The sequence below is a fragment of the Salinicoccus sp. Bachu38 genome (assembly GCF_038561955.2).
Classification (GTDB): domain Bacteria; phylum Bacillota; class Bacilli; order Staphylococcales; family Salinicoccaceae; genus Salinicoccus; species Salinicoccus bachuensis.
The window spans coordinates 2238266-2260905 of record NZ_CP138333.2 but is presented as its reverse complement, the minus strand read 5'-3'; the positions used below and the strand labels follow the sequence as shown (position 1 = coordinate 2260905).

The window sequence follows — 22640 nt, the reverse complement described above, 5'->3', positions numbered from 1 at the left end:
TCGGATGGAGCTCATTCTGATTGCAGGCATTTTCATTACCCTCTTTCTTATTTTCCTGGCCATTTCCGCTGTCAGGAATCCGGAAGATGCGCAACCCCGGGAACCCTTCTCCGTGAAGGGGAGTCTGAAGAACGCCAACAGTGCCCTCAAGCATCTGCTTGTAAAAAGGGGAAAGAGGAGCAAGAAACGTGAGAGGCTGGAAAGCGAGCTGACAGCGGCCGGTGTACTGATGAAGGTCGAGGAATTCGTCGCTTTCAGGATGATGGCCTTCGTCATCGCCGGCGGCATACTGTACATGGTTTCGAACAACTTCGTTCTGGCCATCATGGGCGCCGCTTTTGGATACTTCATGCCGATGATTCTGCTCGTACAGAAGAAAAAGAAGCGCATCAAGCAGTTCAACGAGGCGCTTCCCGGGATGATTACTTCAATCAGCGGTTCGCTGAGGGCAGGTTTCAGTCTGCTTCAGGCACTCCAGATGGTCGAAGAGGAATCGTATTCCCCCGTCAAGGAGGAAGTGCAGTATGTGCTGAAGACGCTCCAGTACGGGACGCGGCTTGAAGATGCACTCCTTGACTGGAAGCGGCGGATGCCGAGTGCGGAGCTTGATATGCTGGTCGAATCGATAATGATCCAGCGGCAGGTCGGGGGAAACCTCGTCTATCTCCTTGATAAGATACTGGAGACGATCCGTGAACGGACGAAGATAGAGAACCAGGTCCGCACGCTGACCGCCCAGGGCAGGCTCTCCGGACTGATCATTGGACTGCTTCCGGTCGTTGTCGGTATACTGCTCTATGTCATCAATCCAGACTATATAAGCCTGCTCTTTACTGAGCCAGTCGGGCGCATATTACTCGGCGGGGCGGTCGTTTCAGAAGTCATCGGCTTCATATTCATCCGCAAAATGACAATGATCGAGGTGTAATCATGGTATTTCTTATATTCAGTTTCTTTTTATCCATTACGATGATGATATACGCAGCGCTGGCCATTCCCGCCTATAGGAACCGGACGGTGCCAGGACGCGTTGAACTTTATTTTCCGGATGCGGATGCGCCAGCGGATGTGAATATCGATATTGAAGGCGCTTCTTTCATGGACCGGATGATCAAGCCGGGATGGAAGCACCTCAAGAAGAAATCGCAGAAGAGGCTCGCCAAGGACAAGGTGGATAAGATGGAAGTCCGGCTGCTACAGGCGGGTATGCAGCTCAGCCCGATTGAATTCAAGATGGTGCAGTGGATGCTCTCAGGCGCCCTTGTTGCACTCTCCATACTGGTAATCTTCTTTATGAATATCGCATTCGTCCATGGCGTTCTGATTATATTCACAGGGGTGGCAACAGGCATCACCCTGCCGAAGCTGAACATGAACATGAAGGCGAAGAAACGGCAGGCGCAGGCATTGAGGGAACTGCCTGATTTTCTGGATCTCTTGACGATCAGCCTGGAAGCCGGACTCGGTTTCGATGCGGCGCTCAGCAAAGTGGTCGCGAAAAAGCCTGGGGTGCTGTCGGACGAGTTCAAATACGTGCTCGAAGAGGTCCGGCTCGGCAGGACGCGGAAGGAAGGTCTTACTGCCATGATCGGCCGTGTGCCGATCGAGGAGCTGAAGAGTCTGGTGTTCAGCATCATCCAGGCGGAGAAGCTCGGCATCGGCATGGTCACGGTGCTGCGCGTCCAGACCGAGGAAGTTCGGCAGATGAGAACGCAGCGGGCTGAGGAGAAGGCGATGAAGGCGCCGGTAAAGATGCTGCTCCCGATGGTGTTCTTCATTTTCCCGGCACTCTTTATCGTCGTGCTCAGTCCGGCCGTCATGCAGTTTATGGAAGCCATGAAGGATATGTAGCCATCTATTTGAAGAGCTCCTCCTGGAACATGTCCGTGACGACCGATACGAACAGGGAGGTGGCGGGGGACACCCATTTGCTTGTGCCGATGCCGATGATGCGGTAGGCGTCGACTTCAAGTTCGAGGGGCACGATATCATCCGGCGCCCCGCTCATCACGAGTTCGGGCCGGATGTTGATGCCCATGTCGGCCTGGATGAGGGCAAGTATGGAGCGGTCGTCGGACACTTCGTATTTCACATCGGGTTTGATGTTGAAGTGGTTGAAGAAGTCGGCGACTTCATTGTCCCATCCCTTCTTCGGCTTTACGAGCGGGTGCTTCTCGATCTCGGACAGCGGCATGATCTCCTTTTCTGCAAGAGGGTTCTGTCTGGAGACGATGCAGAAGAGTTTATCCTTTTTAAAGGGGGTGAACTCTATTTTTTTATGTGTTGAAGCGGTGGTGAAGCAGCAGTCGAGTTCACCGATTGCGACCCCATGTTCCAGGCTCTCATAGTCGTCCTCGTATATTTGGATCGAGATGCCGGGATAGACTTCGGAGAAATATTTGAGCACTTCAGGCATCCACTGGGCGGTGACGCTCGAGAAGGATCCGACCCGGATGATGCCTGTTTCGAGTCCCATCATGTTATGGACTTCCTGGAGCAGGCTGTAATGGGCGTTGATGATCTTCAATGTATAGGCATGGACACGTTCCCCCTCCCGCGTGAGCTGGATGCCAGATTTGTTCCTGATGAGCAGTTTCACGCCGAATTCATCCTCGAGACTTCTGATGGCGTGGCTGACGCCGGATTGGGTCATATTGAGTGAGGCGCCTGCTTTAGTTATATTTTCGAGCGCTACAACTGTGTTGAAAACTTCATATCTCTGAATGGTCATGATCTTCCTCCTGCATGAGAAATATTAATGGCAAGCATGATTATTTTTCATTTCACTAATATATATTGTGCAAGTATACTGTTAATAAGTCAAATAATTATCGGAATAATTAAAATATTTAGCAGCATACGCCGATAGCATACACCTTGGGTGCATTTCAGCAAGAGTAGAAATTCAGAAGCCTTCAGTTTTGTAAGCGCTTTCTTTAAAGGTGTATGTATAAACCATAAAAGGGGAGATTATATGCAAGGGATTGTAGACTGGCTTAACGACTACATATGGAGCAACGCATTGGTATATTTCATTCTGGGAACGGGAAGCGTCCTTACATTCGCCACCCGCTTCTTCCAGTTCAGACACTTCAAGGATATGATAAGGCTGACATTCAAAGGGGAAACTTCGAAAGCCGGAATTTCATCCTTCCAGGCAGTCAGCATGTCGATCGGCAGCAGGGCGGGAAATTTCGAATCATCATTGCAGTCACCGACGGGGACAGAGAATCTATCAGCAAATGGTTGAACATATGGGAGGTCTATCTAGTGAAAGCATTGGTTATTGGAGCAAGTGGCACAATTGGGAAGGCTGTCGTTGAGGAACTGAAGGATGACGTGGAGATCATCACCGCAAGCCGGTCGGGAGCAGACCATGAGGTGGATATCACATCACCCGACAGCATCCGGACCTTGTTCGAAGAAGTGGGGAATATCGACGCACTCATCTGTGCAGCCGGCGGGGCGGCGTTCGAGTCCGTTGCAGAGATGACGCCGGAGCAGAACCAGGTGACCGTAGACAGCAAGCTGCTCGGGCAGGTCAATCTGGTCCTGCTGGGCCGGGACTACGTCAACGACAATGGGAGCATCACCCTGATTACAGGTGTGCTGATGGATGATCCGATAAAAAAGGCAGCTTCCGCTGCCATTCAGTGCATCTTTCTGATCAGGGCCCTGTTCTTTTCCTTGAAGATGTCATTGTGTGAAGAGACCATGCCTTCCTCCGGTGCATCCGACTGGAGGAATGTCTTTGCATGGTTGGCGGCCTGGGCCGCTTCAGTGAAGCATCCGGCGATCAGGCGGACTTTGCCGTCATAGATGATCTGGTCGCCACAGGCATATATGCCGGGCACCGGCGTGTCGGCGACATCGTGCGTTTCGATCATCTGATGTTCGTTGTATTCGAAATCACCGTCGAGCGCATTGAGGAATTCACAGTTTGACTCATAGCCGTGGCTGACGAGGACGTCATCGACATCGAGCGACAGGCCGTTGGTGAGGCGGACCGAGGCGATGGCATCCCCTGCAGCGTTCGGGTACAGTGTATCGATTTCGCACTGTGCACACATCTGAATATTATCTTTCCCGTGAAGGGCTGCGATCATTGCTTCGTGGCCCTTCATTTCTTCGCTCCTGTACACCATCGTGACGGAGGCGGCGACCTCGGAGAGGGCATCCGCCCAGTCGACCGCCGTATTGCCGGCACCGGAAATGAGTACATTCCGATCCTTGAAGCGGTTCAGCCTTTTGACCGTATAGTGCAGGTTGGTCAGTTCGTATGTCTCGGCGCCCTCCACTTCCAGTCTGACGGGGGTGAAGATCCCGCGTCCTGAGGCGATGATCAGCGTCCTGCTGTAGAAGGATCCCCGGTCCGTGACGGTTTCGAAATGATCCTCATGGCGGATGACCGATTCACAGGTGGTCGATACATGGATTTCGGGGTGGAACGTCCTCGCCTGGGTGATCATCTGCTGCTTGATGTCCTCGGCAGGCTGAGGGGGGATGCCGCCGATGTCCCAAATTATTTTTTCGGGATATATATTGAGTTTTCCCCCGAGTTCCGAGTGATGTTCGATGATCTGGACACTCATGCCGCGAAGTCCTGCGTAGAAGCTGGCATAGAGGCCGGCTGGTCCGCCGCCGATGATGAGCGTATCCGAAATATTCATGGCCATTCCTCATTTCTGTTGATATTTTCCCTATTCTCGTTTATTATATAGTCAATGAGAATGATTATCAATCTCGGGAATCCAAATAAATCATAGCGGGGTAGCAAAATGAAAAAATTCATCGGGTTATTTGCATTACTTATGGTACTGGTTCTTGCAGCATGTGGCAATTCAGAGGAATCATCAGAAGAAGCGACGGACGAATCAGCAGCAGGAGAGACAGGCGGGGATTCGGCTGATGACGCATCAGGAGACATGGTCTCCTACACGACGGACGCAGGCGAGGAGATAGAGATTCCTGAAAATCCACAGCGCATCGTCATCCTCGGGATGAGCTATTTCGGGAACCTGATGCATATGGATGCCAATGTCGTCGGGGCACATGCGCGGGTGACGGAAAGCGAAGTGCTTGAACCATACACCGAAGACATCGAGCTGATAGAAGAAGGAAATATTGAACAAGTTATGAATCTTGATCCGGATTTGATTATTACCTTTAATTCTGACGAAAATTTAGATAAACTGGAAGCGGTAGCTCCTACAATTCCAATCGACTATGCAAAGTGGAACTATCTTGATATCCACAGGGAACTCGGCGAGATCACAGGCAATGAAGACAAGGCCGAAGAGTGGATCGAAAGCTGGCAGGCCGAACTTGAAGAGGACCGTGAAGTGGTCCAGGAGGCCATCGGTGAAGATACAACTGCAAGTGTCATAGAGCAGTTCGCCAAAGATATATATGTATATGGTACAAACTGGGGCCGCGGTACTGAAATCATCTATCAGGGACTGGATGTAAAAGTGCCTGAAGCCGTCCAGGAGGAAGTCGTCGAAACCGGCTGGAAGAAGATTTCCGCTGAGGAGATAGAGAAATATGCGGGCGACTACATGTTCGTAGGCACGGGCGATTCCGGTGCGGACAACGCCTATAAGGACACGGAAGTATGGAATGGCCTCGAAGCCGTACAGAACGGCAATGTCATCGAATTCGATTCTCCGACATTCTACTACAACGACCCATATTCATTGGAATACCAGAAAGATATAATTGTAGAGGCATTGACGAAATAAAAACAGGCAGGTGTCATGGATGACGAGTGTAATGCTGAAAGATATAAAAGTCGAATTGAATGAGCGTACAATCCTCAATCAGATCAATATGAAGCTGGTGGAGGGCAAGGTGACGACCATCATCGGACCCAACGGCTGCGGTAAATCGACGATGCTGAAGACGATTTCGAGAATCATCTCCGCCAAGGAGGGCGGCGTCTATATCAATGATATGGACATCCGCCAGATGAAATCGAAGGAGGTCGCCAAAAAGGTCGGCATACTCTCGCAGAGGAACCGGCTCCAGTATGATGTCAAAGTGCGCGACCTGGTAGGCTTCAGCCGGTATCCACACCTGAAACGGTTCCAGAGCCTGAAGCCGGACGACTATAAGATCATCGACTGGGCACTCAAGGAGACGGGTGCCATCGAGTTCAGCGAACGCATGATGAGCGAGCTTTCAGGCGGCCAGGCGCAGCGTGTATGGATCAGCCTGCTCCTCGCCCAGGGGGCGGACATACTGCTGCTCGATGAACCGACGACGTACCTCGACATCCATCACCAGCTCGAAACGCTCAATATCGTCAAACGGCTGAATGAACAGACGAAGCAGACGGTCGTCATGGTACTCCATGACATCAACCACGCAATAAAATATTCCGACCACCTCATCATCATGGATCAGGGTGAAATCATAGAAAGCGGCCATCCCACCGATGTCCTGACAAACGACATTCTGAACAATGTGTTCAACATCAACGGAAAAATCACCATTGATCCGCTGACAGGCAAACCGATCCTTGCAGATTACGATCTGTTCTGCCAGACAGTCAAAGAGGTCCAGCATGGATCGTAAATGGTATCCTTTGCCCATCGTTGTGATGGGCATTCTTTTGTCTTTTGTGGCGGCAATGATGTTCGGGACGAATACATACACTTTCCAGCAGGTCCTCGATGTCATCTTCAATCTGGATATGACGGACCAGGCGCACCAGATCCTGTATGAAATCCGGATGCCCCGCGTACTGGGTGCCCTTCTGGCGGGGTTCATGATCAGCATATCGGGGCTTGTACTCCAGTCTGTCACGCATAATGACCTGAGTGAGCCGAGCATCCTCGGCATCAATGCCGGTGCCAACCTCGCAATCATAGTCGGTGCACTCCTCCTGCCCACGCTGCCGTTCATCGGGGTGATGGGCGTCGGTTTCGCCGGCGGCATGCTGGTCGGCCTGGTGATCCTTTCAATGACACGCTACCGTTCCCCCATGCATCTGATCCTCGCCGGGGCCGGCATCAGTCTGCTTCTTTATGCAGTGACGGATTTTCTGGTGATCACCTTCGGCCTGGGGCAGTACGTCGCATTCTTCACCGCCGGCGGTGCAGCAGGGCAGTCGATGTCGAACATCATTCTGGTCTTTCCGATTGCACTGGTGCTCGTCACGGTGCTGCTGTTCCTGTCGAAGGAGCTTGATGTGCTCCTGTTCGGGGACGAGATGGCGGTATCCCTCGGTCAGAACCAGGCACTGTACCGCAGGGTGACGCTGGTCCTTGCCATCATGCTTGCCAGCATGGCAGTCGCCATGGTGGGGAACGTCGTATTCCTGGGGCTGCTCGTGCCCCATATCGTCAAGATGCTGTTCGGCAACATGCACCGGTTCACCATCGTCTATACCGGAATGATGGGGGCAATGATATTCGCCCTGTCCGACATGTTCGCCAGAGTGTTCAATGAAACCCCCGTCAATGCCATCATTGCGGTAATCGGTCTGCCTTTCTTCATCTATATCATCAAGAAGCGGGGGCGGAAATATGCATAACAAGATGAAATTCACCATAATCGTCCTCTTGCTCGTCGTGATTGTGGCGACCCATCTGCTTACGGGAACCTTCAGTCTGACTGCCGGTGACCTGATGGATCTCTTGACCAATCAGGCAGGGGATGATGTGCGCCTCGTCCTGTTCGAGTTCAGGATGCCGCGGATCATCGTTACACTGGTCTGTGGTGCAGCCCTTGCGCTCAGCGGACTCATCCTGCAGGTCATCTCGAAGAATCCGCTCGCCGACCCCGGCATCATCGGTGTCAATGCCGGCAGCGGTTTCGGTGTGGTCCTCTTCATCATGTTCATCAGCGGTTCGATGAGCCAGCACCTGTATGCACTGCCCCTGATGAGCTTTATCGGAGGCCTTGCGACAGTGCTTATCATCTTCTTCCTGTCCTTCATGGGCGGGACGTTCAAAAGCAACATATTCATCCTGATCGGAATTGCTACGGCGATGGGGGTGACCGGTTTCGTCTATGTATTCACGTCCATGTTCGATGAAACCCAGATGGAGATGCTCAACCGGTACTTCGCCGGCAACATATGGGGCGATACATGGCCGTTCGTCTATATATCGGTGCCGTACATCCTGATTATCGCAGCCTTCGTCTTCTTCCGGATCCGGGAGATGGGCATGCTGAACCTGGATGATGAGATGCTGATCGGCTTCGGCATGAATGTGAACAAGGAAAAGATCATTCTGATTATCCTCTCGGCCATGCTTTCAAGCCTTGCCGTGAGCGTATGCGGAGCCATAAGCTTCATCGGCCTGATTGCACCGCACATTTCACGCCTCCTGTTCGGCCAGAACATGAAGGTGCTGTTCTTCTCCTCCCTGCTGATCGGCGGGGTGCTGCTCACAGGTGCAGATCTTGTCGGCAAGCTGCTGCTTGCTCCGACGATCATCCCGACGGGCATCGTCGTGGCACTGATCGGCGGTCCCTATTTCCTGAGACTACTTCTGAAAGCCAAACAGATATAGAGAAACACGGCAATATAATGGTAATATATAGGAAAGAAGATTTGGAAAGAGGGATGGCATGAAATATTTTGCAGCATTGGCACCGATGAAGGATGCACAGAAAAGTAAGGAATATCGTCAGCAGCACCTGGATTTCCTGAAGGATCAGAGGGAAGCCGGAAATGTATTCATGTATGGACGGTTCACCGATGGCACCGGTGGTCTCGTCATCTACCAGGGGGAGTCCGCTGAAGCGGTCGAAGAGATCGTCAGACGGGACCCTTACGTGACCAGCGGCGCCCGCCATTTTGAAATTCATGAGTGGGACATGCAGACGGACTATACGATACAGTCATAGAAAACGGTGCAAAATATCCAGTTTCCCCTATAATGGGAACTGGGTATTTATTTTTTGCAAAAGAAATCGGGGGAAGCAAAATTGTCGAAGATATTCATTGTTGAAGACGACATGCCGCTTTATGAGGAGTTGAAATCGCGCCTTGAGGAATGGGACCACACAGTCTCCGGAGTGTCCGATTTCGGCAATGTCGTGCATGATTTCATCCAGTCTGAGCCGGATCTGGTCATTATCGATATCACGCTGCCGAAATACGACGGTTTCTACTGGTGCAGGCGGATCCGCGATATATCGAGCCTGCCGATCATCTTCCTGTCTTCACGGGACCATCCGTCGGACATGGTGATGAGCATGCAGATGGGCAGTGATGACTATATACAGAAGCCCTTCAACTTCGAGGTGCTGGTGGCAAAGGTCCAGGCGCTCCTGAGACGTGCCTACCAGTACCAGAAGCAGGATGTGGATGTGGTCGGATTCCGTGACGCGGTGTTTGATTTCAAAAAGCTTACGGTGGCCCGGGAGGGGACTGTCATTAATCTGACCAAAAATGAATCCTTCATCCTCTCCATCCTTGTGGAGAGCAAGGATCAAGTGGTTTCAAGGGAGACGCTGATCGAGCAGCTGTGGGATGACGCGAAGTTCATCAGCGATAATACGCTGACCGTCAATATCAACCGCATACGCAAAAAGCTCGAGGAGATGGGCCTTGAAGATGCCATCATCACAAAGACCGGACTCGGCTACATGCTGAAGGAGTGGGACTGATGCATCTGAAGCAGCACTTGCCCTGGTGGCTTCTGTTCCTCCTGTTCAACGGGATGATTCTGCTGCTTGGACTTCTTGATGCATCCATACCGGATCTTTCCGTCGTCTATATCGTCATCGTCAATAGTGTGCTCCTCGTCATTTTCGCGGTATGGCAGTATACCAGAGGCAGGCGGTATACGAGGGAGGTGCTTTCCATGGAGACGGTGGAGGACATCGACACACTGCCGCAGCCGGTGACGGCCGACCAGCAGGCACTCCATGACCGGCTGGTACGGGTGAAGCATTCCCATAATCAGCGGCTGGACGCGGAGGCGGGCAAGACGAAGGAGAGCCTGGACGAGCTGACCCGCTGGATCCACGATATGAAAATGCCGATGACGACGATGAAGCTGCTGATCGACGATCTGGAAGGCCAGGAGAAAATGAAGCTTGCCAATGAATGGCAGCGGCTCGACGGCATGCTGAATGAGATGCTGTATATGAAACGGCTGCCGAACATTCGGAATGATCTCTATTTCGAGACCGTCGAAATTGAACCGCTTGTGAGACGGAGCATCCAGAAGCTCAGACGCCTGTGCATGGAGAAGGGGGTCGGCTTTGATATCGACCTTGAGGTACCGGAAGTGGAGGCGGATGTCAAATGGCTCGCGTTCATCCTCGATCAGATCATTACAAACAGTGTCAAATATACGCATAACGATGATGTGCGCGTCAGCAACGGCATGGAAGATGGGCACCTTGTCCTCGCAGTCACCGACCATGGCAGGGGAATACGGAATGAAGACGTCCCGCGGATATTCGAAGCGGGCTTCACTTCGACCAGTAATCATGAGGATGCGCAGTCGACCGGCATGGGGCTGTACCTTGCGCAGGAAGCTGCAGATGCAATGAATATGAAAATTGAAGTGGATTCCGAATACGGGAAAGGTACACGGATTGAAATCATCTTTCCGGAGCAGAACACTTTCCATAGAGTGAAGACCATGTGACGAAAATGTCACATGGTCTTCTGTTTCTGTCACGTAAATCAAACGATTGTCCCACAGAATACATATAGAATATGAGTATGATCAAAAATAGATGGAGGCGTCATTATGATACTGGAAGCAAAGGACATCAAAAAGTCATATGGCAACAGGTTCAACCGGACAGAAGTGTTGAAAGGGATCGATATGAATATCGAAAAGGGTGAATTCGTATCCATCATGGGGGCGTCCGGTTCAGGGAAGACGACCCTGCTCAATGTATTGAGTTCGATCGATCACGTCAGCAGTGGCCATATACAGATCGAAGGCGCGGATATCACCCGGATGAAGGACAAGCAGCTTGCGCACTTCAGAAAGAATGACCTCGGATTCATTTTCCAGGAATACAACCTGCTTGATACGCTGACTGTGAAAGAGAATGTTCTGCTTCCGCTGTCCATCAGGAGCATGAAGAAGGAGGAAGTGGACCGTCAATTCGAACGGGTGGCCGGAGAACTTGGCATCCACGAACTGAGTGGAAAGTATCCGAATGAAATATCCGGCGGCCAGCAGCAGCGTACCAGCGCCGCCCGGGCATTCGTACATCAGCCGAAAATCATTTTTGCCGATGAGCCGACAGGGGCTCTGGACTCTAAGTCGGCAAGCAATCTGCTTAAGAAACTGCAGCAGATGAATGTGGCAAGTCTGTCCACAATCATGATGGTGACCCACGACGCGACTGCTGCAAGCTACTCGGGCAGGGTGATCTTCCTGAAGGACGGACTGGTATATTCGACACTGCGTCGGGGCGGGCGTCCCCAGGAGGACTTCTACAAGGAAATCATGAATACACAGAGCGTGCTGGGCGGTGTCGGCGTTGAGTCTTAACCGCATCATTATGAAGAATTTCTTCAGGAACATTAAAAACTATGGTCTGTATATCTTCGCACTCATTTTCAGCGTCTCACTGTACTTTTCTTTCGTACTCATGTCGAAGGACGAGAGTGCCGCCGATGAACTGTCTTCAGGCACGATGATGTCGACCGGGTTTGTAGTGGGTTCAGTCCTGTTGATCGTCATCATCGTCACTTTCGTAATGTTCGCAAATACCATCTTTCTGAAGCGGAGGAACAGGGAGCTTGCACTCTTCCAGCTTATCGGACTCAACCGGGGCAAAGTGTTCAGGATACTGGTGCTGGAGAATGCCATCATCTACTTCGGCAGCCTGATAGTGGGCATCCTTTTCGGATTCCTGCTGTCCAGGATGCTGATGATGGTCCTGCTCAGGATTATGCAGGTCGAACTCTCTGTCGGCCTCACCTTTTCAATGGCTGCAGTAGGCCAGACAGCACTGCTGTTCATCGGCATATTCATTCTGCTGCTGATTCAGAACTTCATTTTCCTGAAGCGGACAAGGCTGCTGCAGATGATGACGATGAACCGGACAAGCGAATCGGATACAAGGCGTCTCGGCAGTGGGACGGTGCTGATGGGCATCATCGGACTCGCCATGATTGTGGGCGGCTACTATCTCTCCACACAGCTGATGGAGCATGTGTTCCTTATCTTTCCGCTGGTATTCGGTGTACTGGGACTGACGATCATCGGAACATATGTCACATTCAAATTTTCAATTGCCTTCATGCTTAACATGATCAGGAAATCAAAGAAGGGGCATGTGAATGTGACGGATGTCCTCTCCCTGACAAGGATCATGTTCAAGATGAAATCCAATGCATTCCTGCTGACACTGATCGCCGTCATCAGTGCCCTCAGCATCGGCCTCATGTCGCTGTCCTACATCACCTACTACTCTACAGAGAAGATGGTCGAAAATACAATGCCGCATGATTATGTATTCTATGAAGAGGAAGCGCTGGAATTCTATGAAGACCTGCTTGATGAAGAAGGGGTGGATTACGAAAGCATCCAGTTGCCGACAATCGACTACGAGGCAGAGACGGAAGGGGCGATCAGTGCAGATCTCAATGCGTTGGATTTTAACGGTTCGACACTCAATGTAAATGTTGTGAGTGAGGCGCATTTTGATTCAGTGGCCCTCGGGACCAATGAAACCATCATCACCGGCACGCCGAGTGTAATGCAGTCTTTCATCGACTATACACTGAATGCGCCCGTGACATTCGTCTCGGGTGACTACGAACGCTCGCTTGAACTCGTTGACATACAGGAGGAGGCGATTCTGCCAAGTATGGTTTCCTACGGTTCGCCTGCAGCCATTGTTGACGAAACGGTCTATCAGGAGCTCTCCGGCCATCAATCTGAAGAGATGCAGGAGCAGGGTGTCAAGACCATGCATGCCATTGATATCACTGAAGGCGACAGCATGGATATCTTCAACATGATGGATCAGGAGGAAAATCCGGTTTTCGAATCCAAGATACAGCAGCATACGAGTCAGCTGCAGGCTTCCGGCATGACGATGTTCGTCATTGCATTTGTCGGCTTCGCCTTCCTGGTGACGTCAGGATGCATCCTCTATTTCAAGCAGGTCGGTGAAAGTGAGGATGAGAAGGGCAGTTACAATGTACTCAGGAAGCTTGGCTTCTCAGAACGTGAAATCATCAAAGGGCTGTCGGTCAAAATGATCATCACCTTCGGGATTCCTCTGCTGATCGGTCTGTTGCATGCCTATTTTGCCGTGAATGCAGGATGGTTCCTGTTTGGCACTGAAATGTGGACGCCGATGCTGATTGTGATGGGGGTATATGCGCTTTTCTATTCCCTGTTTGCACTGCTGTCATTGATCCACTATAAGAAAGTCGTCAGGGAAAGCCTGTCCTAGATGTTGTAAGAGGGTGGCCATTCTGCATTCAGATGCGGGATGGCCACTTTTTATTTGCCTTGATCTCAGTTTAGGCACTATAGTGTACATTAACATCATCGTTTCATCAAAATCATGTCTAAAACCCGTATTAAAGGGAATACAAATATTAGGAAACAAGAGCGAAGGTAGGGGAAAAATATGAAACAGAAAGCCCTCACAGGAGTTGTGATGGTGCTCGGTCTGCTGCTGATGTTTACTGGGTTTGCACCACTACAGGCATCTGCGAACAGTCCGAGTCTACAAAACATGATTGAAATCAGGGATGATGACGGAAGTTATGATGCGAATGAAGCCCAGGCGATGATCAACCGGCTCGCACGGGTGGATGAACGGATTCTGGCACATACGAACCGTGCAGGGGTCAGAATCATACTTATGGACCAGCCGCTCACCGAACTGCCGGAGTTCGAATACCTGTCGGGTGTGACACCGAGAGGCTGGGAAGGCACGGGACGCACTTGGGATGATGTGCCTGGTGCAGGTGGCTATACGACAGCTGCACGAATCGGATACAGCAATCCGGGCAATTCCCATTCCACAATCAATCTTGAACTGCATGAGTATGGACACGCGGTCGACAGCTACGCAGCCGGATTTACAGTGAGTGAGTCCCAGGCTTTCAGGGATCTCATGGCACAGGAGAAGGACAACCTGTTCCGTGACCACCAGGTGCCGAACTACTTCAATACACCGGGTGAATATTTTGCAGAAACATTTGCGATGTATTACCTCGGAGGCAATGCAAGCGCCCGCCTGGCTGAACGTGCACCGCAGACATATCAGTTCATGGAGACGTTCCACAACAGGCTGGTGACCATCCAGGGCACTACGGGCAATACTGTAGAATTTTCATGGGATCCGCTTCAGAATGCGGCATACTACGAAGTGTACCGGAATGACCAGCTGATCGACACGACGCAGGAAGCCCATTACCAGGACACGGGGCTGGATACATCGACGACATACAACTACCATGTCCGTGCGATGGACCAGAATGACAATCCATTGCTGACTTCATATTTCAGGACGGCAACGACTACGAATGTAAGCGATGCACCTGAAGTGGATACATCCGGACTGGAGCAGACGGTCAATGAAGCGGAACAGATTCCAATGGCATCCCGGAATCCCGAACTCCAATCCGCACTTGAGAATGCGAATGCACTTTTGAATGACAGCCAGACCACACAGGATCAGCTGGATGAAGCGAATTCGGCGCTCTCTACAGCACTGTCGAACAACGAGGAACAGGAGGTGGCTGAGGAAAGCACTGAAGAAGCCACACAGGAAGAAAGTACTGAGCCTTCGACGGAAGCAACGGCTGAGGAAAGCACCGAAGAACCGACGACAGAAGAGAGTACTGAACCGTCTGCCGAGGAAAGCACAGAAGAGCTGACCGAAGAAGAGACACAGGAAGAGGGCACGGAGGAAGCTACTGAAGAAGCCACAACAGAAGCGTCGACTGAAGAGGAATCCACAGAAGAAGAGACGACTGCAGAACCGACGGAAGAAGAAACAGCAGAGAATGAAGCGTCATCTGAAGAGTCGGCAGAGGACGAGACCAGCGGAGAAGCAGTGGATACTGCACAGGAGAGTGAACAGACCGGGTCGGGGGGTTCGAATACCGGCCTGATCATCGGGGCAGTTGTACTCTTTGTGCTGGGGATCATTGCAGCAATCGTTCTATTCCTCAGAAGGAACTAGTTTAAATTATGGAAGTCAGGCATCTGCCTGGCTTCTTTTTGTTTCCATAATAATCTATGATGGAAGCATGACAAAAATATGGAAAGAAGATGAAAATTGATGCAACTGTTGATGATTGTACTTCCTGTTTTCCTCGTATTTGCAACGGGCTATGTGGCCCAGAAGCTGCTTCATATGGATATCAAGTCGATATCCGCACTCTCCCTATACATATTGCTGCCGCTCTTGACTTTCGATACATTCTACAGCAACGAAATTACAGTGGACTATTTATACCTGTTCATATTTTCCATGATCATCACCGTCATCCTTGCCGCAGTGACGGTGGCCATCGGGTTCTTTATGAAATCGGGGAAGGAGGACATATCGGCAATGCTGCTCGGCACACTGTTCCCGAACAGCGGCAACTATGGATCTCCCGTCGTCCTGTTTGCGATCGGTGCGACGGCATTCGACTATGCAATCGTGCTGATGGTGCTGCATGGATTCATCATCAGCACGGTCGGCATATTCATCGCCTCGTTCGGCAATGGGGCGACGATTTCCGCAAAGGAAGCGCTGGTAAGCATTTTCAGGATCCCGGTCATCTATGGTGCGCTGGCGGGCGTCCTCCTGCAGCTGGCCAATGTCACGATCGATGACAAGCTGATGGAGATCATCCAGATGACCGGAAACGCCGCCATTCCCGTCGTCATGCTGATTCTCGGGATGCAGCTTGCACAGATTACGAAAGAGAAGTTCGAGATGAAAAATATTACGACCGTGGTGGTCGTACGCATGCTCATCTCCCCTGTAGTTGCGGCGATCCTCGTCCTGCTCATGCCGGTCGACGACACGATGAAGCTGGTTTTCATCATCCTGAATGCCATGCCGGTCGCTGCAAACTCGACCATGCTTGCGGTGCAGTTCAATGTGCAGCCGAACCTTGTATCCTTCTCCACACTGGTGACAACGCTGATCAGCCTGATCACCATACCGATATGCCTCGTCCTGCTCGGCATATAAATAATGATTAGAGAAATTTCTGAATTTTATCTTGACATTCTGCAACCGGTTTCTTAAACTTAGGTTAATGTTAACTGTTTACATTTCAGAATATTCAAGGAGTTGGAAACGATTTGATTACCAAAACGAATATCGCTTCCCAAATTGTCGATCATCTTCGCAAAGACATCATATTGGGGAAATATCAAAAAGGGGAGGCCCTCGTGGAAACTGCGCTGTCCCATGAACTTGGAGTCAGCCGGGGGCCGGTCAGGGAAGCCATCGGCAAGCTGGTTGCTGAAAATCTGCTGGAGAAGCATTCGAATGGACGTACGGCAGTGATCGGTTTTGAACAAAAAGACATCGAGAACCTGTATGACACGCGTATTCTTCTGGAGACGCATGCACTCGGCCAGATCGATCCGGAGATATTCAGTGCCAACAAGGACCGGCTGCTGCTGTACATCCAGCAGATGGAGGAAGCGGACTACTACAAGCAGCGGGACATCGAAATCGACCTTGCATTCCACCATCTGCTGGTCAGGATGGCGGACAATAACAGCCTCATGCACCTATGGTCGGCACAGCGCGACATCTTCAGAACACTGATTGACATTACGAGTGAAGCAGCACTGAAGGATCAGGAGGAAATCATCCGGCAGCACAAGGATATCGTGCATGCACTCGGGAAGGACGAGGTGCAGCAGGCCCAGCAGCTGCTCGCGACCCATCTCAGACAGGCATGTGAATACTGTTGCAACAGCAAGGAACTAAAAAAATAGGAAGAGGGATGGAAATGACAAACAACAAAATTAAATGCGCAATCATCGGCTCCGGAAACATCGGAACCGACCTGATGATCAAACTGATGAGAAGTGACATACTTGAAGTGACTGCACTGATTGGAATCGATCCGGAATCGAAGGGTCTGAAAAAGGCTGAAGAGAATGGCCTTGTTGCAATTTCAAATGGAATCGATGGCCTGAGGGAACAGCCTGAACTGGCAGATATCGTCTACGAGGCGACTTCAGCGAAAGCCCATGCGCACAATGCACCGATACTTAAGGAGATGGGCAAAAAAGCGATCGATCTGACACCTGCTGCAGTCGGACCTTTCCTTGTACCTTCCGTCAACCTCAAAGAAGAGGAGATCCCGCATCTGGACAACGTGAACATGGTGACCTGCGGCGGCCAGGCGACGATCCCGATGGTCAAGGCAGTGTCGGGTGTCCTCGACGTGGACTATGCAGAAATCGTCGCCTCCATCTCCAGTAAAAGTGCAGGTCCCGGCACAAGGCAGAACATAGATGAATTCACAGTGACGACAGCAAGGGCATTGAAGGAAGTGGGCGGTGCCAAGGAATCCAAGGCGATCATTACGCTGAACCCTGCCGATCCACCGATTCTTATGAGGAATACGATTCATGTGAAGACGGCCGGATCTGCCGAGGACAAGAAGGAGGAAATTGAAGCATCACTTGAAAAGATGCTTGGAAATGTACAGGAGTATGTGCCCGGCTACAGGTTCAAGGCAGACCCGGTGGTCAAGGGCGACATCGTCACCGTCTCTGTGGAAGTTGAAGGAAATGGAGACTTCCTGCCGGAGTATGCAGGAAATCTGGACATCATCACGTCCGCTGCCGTAAAGACAGGCGAAGTCATCGCACAAAGTATGCAAAAAGAAGGAGTGCTTAAATAATGGGCAGAAAAGTAACGATTAATGACGTAACGCTGCGCGATGGCATGCACGCCATCCGCCACCAGTATTCGAAGGAACAGATTGCCGAACTGACGCGGGCGATCGACGACTCCGGGGCGGATATCATTGAAGCAACCCATGGTGATGGGCTGGGAGGCAGTTCCATACAGTACGGCTTTTCAAAGGAAAGTGAAGAGGACATCATCAGAACAGCCGTGGAGAACGCCAAAAACGCAAAGGTCGGCGTCCTCCTGCTTCCGGGCATCGGTGTCATCGACCACTTGGAAAAAGCCCATTCATACGGTGCCCAGGTGGCAAGGGTCGCGACGCACTGTACAGAGGCGGATGTGTCGGAACAGCATATCGGCAAAGCGGCGCAACTCGGCATGGACACAGTCGGTTTCCTCATGATGTCCCACAGGACAACGCCTGAAAACCTTCTGGAAGAAGCGAAGAAGATGGAATCATACGGTGCAGGCACGATCTATGTGGTCGACTCGGCCGGTGCCCTGACAATGGATGACACAAGAAAGCGTGTATCCCTGTTCAAGGAAAACCTGTCCAGCGGAACTGAAATCGGATTCCACGGCCACAACAACCTATCACTTGGTGTGGCGAACTCCATCGTAGCCATCGAAGAAGGGGCCAATCGGATAGATGCAAGCCTCGCCGGCATGGGAGCCGGTGCAGGGAACACGGCGACAGAACAGCTGGTGGCAGTGATGAACCGGATGGACATCTCACACAACCTCGACCTGTACAAGACGATGGATGCGGCAGAGAACCTGATGAAGCCGATGATGGAAAGGCCTGTACAGATTGACCGTCTGTCATTGACGCTGGGCTATACAGGCGTCTACTCCAGCTTCCTGCTGTTCGCTGAACGTGCAGGAAAAGAGTATGGTGTCGATGCCCGGGACATTCTGACAAGGATATCCGAAATGGGCGCCGTTGGCGGTCAGGAGGACTGGATCGTCGGTGTCGCACAGGAACTCGCAAAAGAGAAGCAGAACGCATAACTGATGGAAATATGGGATATAGAGAACAGGCGATCGAAATGAACTCGATCGCCTGTTTTTACGTGCTGGTATGGAGCATCAGTGGGTGATGCAGTGCTTTACTACGGCCTCCAGCAGTTTCGGCGTAATTTCAAAAGCGCTCTTTTTGTGGAGGCGTTCGGTGAGCTTGTGTGGGTCCTTGCCGAAGGGACCGATGTTGATGAGCGGCGCCTGGAGCTTCTGCATGGATTCGAATGGAATAGAGTACGTTCTGTCCCATACAGGTGTGTTGGCCTGATACGTTTCCCAGCCATCATCATGCTTGTCGTAAGTGACATAGCTCAGATCAGATATGCCGTTGAAGTAATGGATCTCCTTCGGCTCGACGCCATAGTCGTTGCCGAGGAAATCATTCGTCAGCGAAGAAAGGCTTCTGACGAGTGGATCTTCCGAAGCATTGACTGCCGGATAGTATGGGGGCGCAAAGAGGGTGACGACGAGTGGCACGAGCTCCTTGCAGTAGGTGATCATCCGGTTGGCGATGTGCATCGACTTTTCCCGGTCGTCGAGGTCATCACGACCGATATATTCTGCAATGATCCTATCGACCTTCTCCTGTCCGAATTTTTCTGTAATATATGCGTGGAGTGCCTGATAGGTCATGGTGCGGATCCTGCCGACTGGCGGGATGTTTTCCCTTTCGCAGATTTCATCATACTGCTTTTGGCATTGATTCATCGTCTGTTCGACCAGATAATGATATTTGCTGAAAATATCTTCGGCATTCTGCTGCATCGTGAATACGTTGTAGAGGACGGCGACATGGTTTGAAGTCTGTGCTGAATAGTCTTTCTTCATATCATAATATTTCAGCGCGACGGGCAGAGGAGATCTTTCCCCATATTCCTCTTCGGAAAAGATGTCGGTGAATTCCATCTCCTGGTTCAAAAATGAGGACATATAATGGGCGTTGAGGCCTCGCAACGGTTCCCCTACATGCGTCTCCACACCATAGAAGAGGGCGGATGGCATTATTTTCCCGATGGATCCGGAATAGAAGTAGTAATTCGGATCATCGGGATACTGGGTGAAACTCGGCTCACTGTTGAGGAACAGAGAGTAGTCCAGTCCATATTCCTCAGCGATGGATTCGAGACGGTCCACCGCAGCGCGCATGCCAGCGGAATCCACTTCCTCATCGGGCACGGTCAGAAGCAGGAGGTTTATCGGCCAGTCCTCTTCGGCCGCCTTCTCGATCAGGTGCATATGCAGGGCGAGCCCCATCTTCATATCCATTGTGCCACGGCCGTATAAGTATTCCCCCGACAGTGCGTCCCTTTTATTATCCGGCGAAAAATCATCTGCGATTTCCCTGAAGCGGTGGCCAAGTTCACGTGGAGTGAACGCAAGATGGCTCTTGGAGCCGAACTCCTTTGTATGTACGGTATCAAAATGGCTCATCAGGACAATCGTCTTCTTCGCATCATCATGCCTGTAGAGCGCGGTGAGGGCGTTCCTCTCCCTGCCTGCATCATGCAGGGCAATATGGTGCGGGTGCTCCCTGTAATAGTCGAGCTTCGACAGCTCATCTTTCAGTTTGAAGGGGAAGTGGAGCTCCCCTTCAGTGCCTGTGCGGCTGTCCCATGATACCAGCTGGCATATCAGATCTTCGAGTTGCTGCTGTGTGTTCCAGAACATTCCTATTCCTCCTAGTTTGAATTCTCATCTTCCTTTGCCTGGTAGTAGTTTAAAAATCTCTTTTCGACATTGTTCAGATGGACGATCATCTTATTTTTGGCGAGCACCGTATCCTGCATCTCAATGGCCTTTATGATCTCACCATGCTCCTCCTGCGCCTCTTTGGCACTTTGGGGGACGGTCTTGGAAAGGATCAGGAAAGCTCTGCTCAGGTCATCATTCACCCTCTGTACAATCTTCTTGATTTCATTGTTCGTATTGATGGAAACGAGGGACAGGTGGAATTCCTTGTCCAGGCGCATGAACTCGGAATACCTGTTTTCTTCTATCGCCCGCTCCTGCATCTCAAGGTTTCTTTTGAGTGCTTCCAGCATCTCACAATCTATCTTCAGCAGGACTTTTTCAATGTTGTAGACTTCGAGGATGTTGCGCAGTTCCATATGCTCAAGTGACATTTCCTTTGTGAAGTCCGCCACAACAGCAGGTGCTCCGTTTCTTTGTATGATCAGGCCTTCCGACGCCAATCTTGTCAGTGTATCGCGGAAAGGTGTACGGCTGATGCCGAGCTGCTTCGAGTACTTTTCCTCGGGCAGGGGATCCCCGCCCTTCAATTCCCCAACCAGAATCGACTCTTTGAGGATTTCGAATGCCTGATCGGATAATCGGGAACTTTTATTGATTTTCTTCAATATGACACCCCCATCGTTTTTCAAACTGATGTGAAACCCCTTTCAAAAGTGCGGGCGAGCACATGCTACAGGCGCTCGATGAAGTGCTTGATTCGCTTCATGCCTTCTTCCAACTGTTCCATTGAACTGGCATAGGAGATCCTGATATGGTTTTTCCCTTCTTTGGAGAAGGTTGAACCTGGTACGACTGCCACATGCTCTTCCTCAAGCAGCCGGGTTGCGAATGTCATATCATCAAGGCCGGTCTGTGCCACGCTCGGGAAGATATAGAACGCCCCGGTCGGCATCTCACAGGCCAGCCCCATTTCATTCAACTTGCCATAGATGAAATCCCTGCGCTCCATGTATGTCCTATTCATCTCGTGTGGGAACTTCCTTGTGTTATCCAGAGCTTCAATCGCTGCATACTGGCTTGGCAGTGAAGCGCATATTGAATTATTCAGGTGTACTCTCAGCACATACTGCATCAGCTCCGCAGGGCCCATTACATAGCCGATCCGCCATCCCGTCATTGCATGGGATTTGGAGAGTCCATGGACGATGAACAGCTTTTCGCGTATCTCTCCGAAGGAGCCGAAGGAGACGTGGGTGCCGGCAAATGTATTCTCGCTATAGATTTCATCGGAAATTACAAACAGTTCCGAATCCTTCAATACATCGACAAGGGACTCTACCTCTTCAAAGGTGAGGGAGACGCCGGTAGGATTTGATGGATAGTTGAATATGATCGCTTTGGTCCTGTCCGTGATTGCATCATCAAGGTCATCAGGGGTGATTTTGAAGTCCGTCTTCGATATATCGAGATGTACCGGAACACCTCCATTCAGTTTGATCAGGGATTCATACCCCGAGTAGGAAGGTGAGGGGAGGATGACTTCGTCTCCTGGTTCCAGCACGGTTCTTAAAACCGAATCGAGTCCTTCGCTTGCACCGTTCGTGACAATAATTTCGTCATCTGCATAATATTTGAACTGATATGCCTCGTCGAAGAATCTGGAGATGCTCTCCCTTAGCGGAAGCAGACCGGCATTGTGGGAATAGCCCGTCTTTCCTTCCTGAATAGCATTGCTGCCGGCGCGTTTGACATTATCCGGTGTCGGAAAGTCAGGCTGTCCTATGGTCAGGTTGACGCCGTCCGGGTATTGGGCGGCCCTGTTGGCAAACACACGGATTCCGGGCACTTGAAGTTCTTTGGCAATCGGGTTGATACGTAAGGTCATCGTGACACCTCCTGATAGTTGTATACAGTATACATGCCTCAATTATAAGAGTGTGAAAGTTGAAAATCAATGATATAAGCAACATATGTAAACTTTATGGCATTAATTATTGTAATTATCACATTTTTCATAATAATTCATTGACATCAATTTTTTGCTGCTGTAATCTTTTCTGTATACAGTATACCAATATTGAAAGCGTTATCAA

The 22640-nt window shown here is 50.9% G+C and carries 22 protein-coding genes and 1 pseudogene; 18 read left to right on the top strand and 5 right to left on the bottom strand.

The genetic code is table 11. The features are described 5' to 3' along the window. Nucleotides 1-4 precede the first annotated feature (4 nt). Nucleotides 5-928 (top strand): type II secretion system F family protein, encoded by a 924-nt coding sequence (locus RQP18_RS11490; RefSeq protein ID WP_342387820.1) that lies wholly within the window; start codon nt 5-7, stop codon nt 926-928. A 41-nt stretch (nt 929-969) separates the two neighbouring features. Continuing rightward, nucleotides 970-1851: a type II secretion system F family protein gene (locus RQP18_RS11485; protein ID WP_373446067.1), complete on the top strand. Its 882-nt coding sequence runs from the start codon at nt 970-972 to the stop codon at nt 1849-1851. A gap of 4 nt (nt 1852-1855) precedes the next feature. On the opposite strand, the gene RQP18_RS11480 is transcribed toward RQP18_RS11485, so the two are convergent. Beyond that, nucleotides 1856-2731 (bottom strand): LysR family transcriptional regulator, encoded by an 876-nt coding sequence (locus tag RQP18_RS11480; protein WP_342387818.1) that lies wholly within the window; start codon nt 2729-2731, stop codon nt 1856-1858. 243 nt (nt 2732-2974) lie between these two features. On the opposite strand from RQP18_RS11480, the gene RQP18_RS11475 reads away from it, so the two are divergent. After that, nucleotides 2975-3250, top strand: a complete 276-nt coding sequence (locus RQP18_RS11475) for a hypothetical protein (protein ID WP_342387817.1) — start codon at nt 2975-2977, stop codon at nt 3248-3250. Nucleotides 3251-3270: 20 nt separating this feature from the next. Continuing rightward, nucleotides 3271-3540 (top strand): annotated as a pseudogene (locus RQP18_RS11470) (NAD-dependent epimerase/dehydratase family protein); the annotation flags it as partial. A gap of 110 nt (nt 3541-3650) precedes the next feature. On the opposite strand, the gene RQP18_RS11465 reads toward RQP18_RS11470, so the two are convergent. Beyond that, a complete protein-coding gene (locus RQP18_RS11465) occupies nt 3651-4670 on the bottom strand; it encodes an NAD(P)/FAD-dependent oxidoreductase (protein ID WP_342387816.1) in 1020 nt (339 codons plus the stop codon). Nucleotides 4671-4778: 108 nt separating this feature from the next. Here RQP18_RS11465 and RQP18_RS11460 point away from each other — a divergent pair, with 108 nt between their 5' ends. From RQP18_RS11460 to dmpG, 14 genes are all read left to right on the top strand, one after another. Continuing rightward, complete coding sequence (locus tag RQP18_RS11460; RefSeq protein WP_342387815.1) at nt 4779-5741, top strand: ABC transporter substrate-binding protein; 963 nt, start codon at nt 4779-4781, stop codon at nt 5739-5741. 19 nt (nt 5742-5760) lie between these two features. Beyond that, on the top strand, nt 5761-6576 hold the full coding sequence (locus RQP18_RS11455; RefSeq protein ID WP_342387814.1) for an ABC transporter ATP-binding protein: 816 nt from the start codon (nt 5761-5763) through the stop codon (nt 6574-6576). Beyond that, nucleotides 6566-7537, top strand: a complete 972-nt coding sequence (locus RQP18_RS11450) for a FecCD family ABC transporter permease (RefSeq protein WP_342387813.1) — start codon at nt 6566-6568, stop codon at nt 7535-7537. Before RQP18_RS11455 ends, RQP18_RS11450 begins: the two co-directional genes overlap by 11 nt. 4 nt (nt 7538-7541) lie before the next feature. After that, the gene (locus RQP18_RS11445; protein ID WP_373446066.1) at nt 7542-8522 is read left to right on the top strand and encodes a FecCD family ABC transporter permease; all 981 of its coding nucleotides are present in this window, start codon (nt 7542-7544) and stop codon (nt 8520-8522) included. Nucleotides 8523-8580: 58 nt separating this feature from the next. Next, nucleotides 8581-8859, top strand: coding sequence for a YciI family protein (locus tag RQP18_RS11440; RefSeq protein WP_342387811.1), 279 nt, complete (start codon nt 8581-8583; stop codon nt 8857-8859). 81 nt (nt 8860-8940) lie between these two features. After that, nucleotides 8941-9624: a response regulator transcription factor gene (locus RQP18_RS11435; RefSeq protein ID WP_342387810.1), complete on the top strand. Its 684-nt coding sequence runs from the start codon at nt 8941-8943 to the stop codon at nt 9622-9624. Continuing rightward, complete coding sequence (locus RQP18_RS11430; protein WP_342387809.1) at nt 9624-10616, top strand: sensor histidine kinase; 993 nt, start codon at nt 9624-9626, stop codon at nt 10614-10616. The genes RQP18_RS11435 and RQP18_RS11430 overlap by 1 nt, the downstream gene beginning before the upstream one ends. 102 nt (nt 10617-10718) lie before the next feature. Continuing rightward, nucleotides 10719-11480: an ABC transporter ATP-binding protein gene (locus tag RQP18_RS11425; protein ID WP_342389404.1), complete on the top strand. Its 762-nt coding sequence runs from the start codon at nt 10719-10721 to the stop codon at nt 11478-11480. Then, a complete protein-coding gene (locus tag RQP18_RS11420; protein ID WP_342387808.1) occupies nt 11470-13398 on the top strand; it encodes an ABC transporter permease in 1929 nt (642 codons plus the stop codon). Before RQP18_RS11425 ends, RQP18_RS11420 begins: the two co-directional genes overlap by 11 nt. Nucleotides 13399-13578: 180 nt before the next feature. Continuing rightward, nucleotides 13579-15144: an anthrax toxin lethal factor-related metalloendopeptidase gene (locus RQP18_RS11415; RefSeq protein WP_342387807.1), complete on the top strand. Its 1566-nt coding sequence runs from the start codon at nt 13579-13581 to the stop codon at nt 15142-15144. 99 nt (nt 15145-15243) lie between these two features. Further along, on the top strand, nt 15244-16149 hold the full coding sequence (locus RQP18_RS11410; RefSeq protein WP_342387806.1) for an AEC family transporter: 906 nt from the start codon (nt 15244-15246) through the stop codon (nt 16147-16149). A gap of 113 nt (nt 16150-16262) precedes the next feature. Next, nucleotides 16263-16910: a GntR family transcriptional regulator gene (locus tag RQP18_RS11405; protein WP_342387805.1), complete on the top strand. Its 648-nt coding sequence runs from the start codon at nt 16263-16265 to the stop codon at nt 16908-16910. A gap of 14 nt (nt 16911-16924) precedes the next feature. Further along, nucleotides 16925-17827 (top strand): acetaldehyde dehydrogenase (acetylating), encoded by a 903-nt coding sequence (locus RQP18_RS11400; protein WP_342387804.1) that lies wholly within the window; start codon nt 16925-16927, stop codon nt 17825-17827. Further along, nucleotides 17827-18846, top strand: coding sequence for a 4-hydroxy-2-oxovalerate aldolase (dmpG, locus tag RQP18_RS11395; RefSeq protein WP_342387803.1), 1020 nt, complete (start codon nt 17827-17829; stop codon nt 18844-18846). The genes RQP18_RS11400 and dmpG overlap by 1 nt, the downstream gene beginning before the upstream one ends. Before the next feature lie 78 nt (nt 18847-18924). Here dmpG and RQP18_RS11390 read toward each other — a convergent pair whose 3' ends face one another. The 3 genes from RQP18_RS11390 to RQP18_RS11380 form a co-directional block, all read right to left on the bottom strand. After that, complete coding sequence (locus RQP18_RS11390) at nt 18925-20523, bottom strand: M20/M25/M40 family metallo-hydrolase (protein ID WP_342387802.1); 1599 nt, start codon at nt 20521-20523, stop codon at nt 18925-18927. An 11-nt stretch (nt 20524-20534) separates the two neighbouring features. Then, nucleotides 20535-21212, bottom strand: coding sequence for a GntR family transcriptional regulator (locus RQP18_RS11385; RefSeq protein WP_342387801.1), 678 nt, complete (start codon nt 21210-21212; stop codon nt 20535-20537). A 65-nt stretch (nt 21213-21277) separates the two neighbouring features. Next, nucleotides 21278-22432 carry an aminotransferase class I/II-fold pyridoxal phosphate-dependent enzyme gene (locus tag RQP18_RS11380; protein ID WP_342387800.1) on the bottom strand — a complete coding sequence of 385 codons (1155 nt, stop codon included), beginning with the start codon at nt 22430-22432 and terminating at the stop codon, nt 21278-21280. Between the last annotated feature and the right edge of the window lie 208 nt (nt 22433-22640).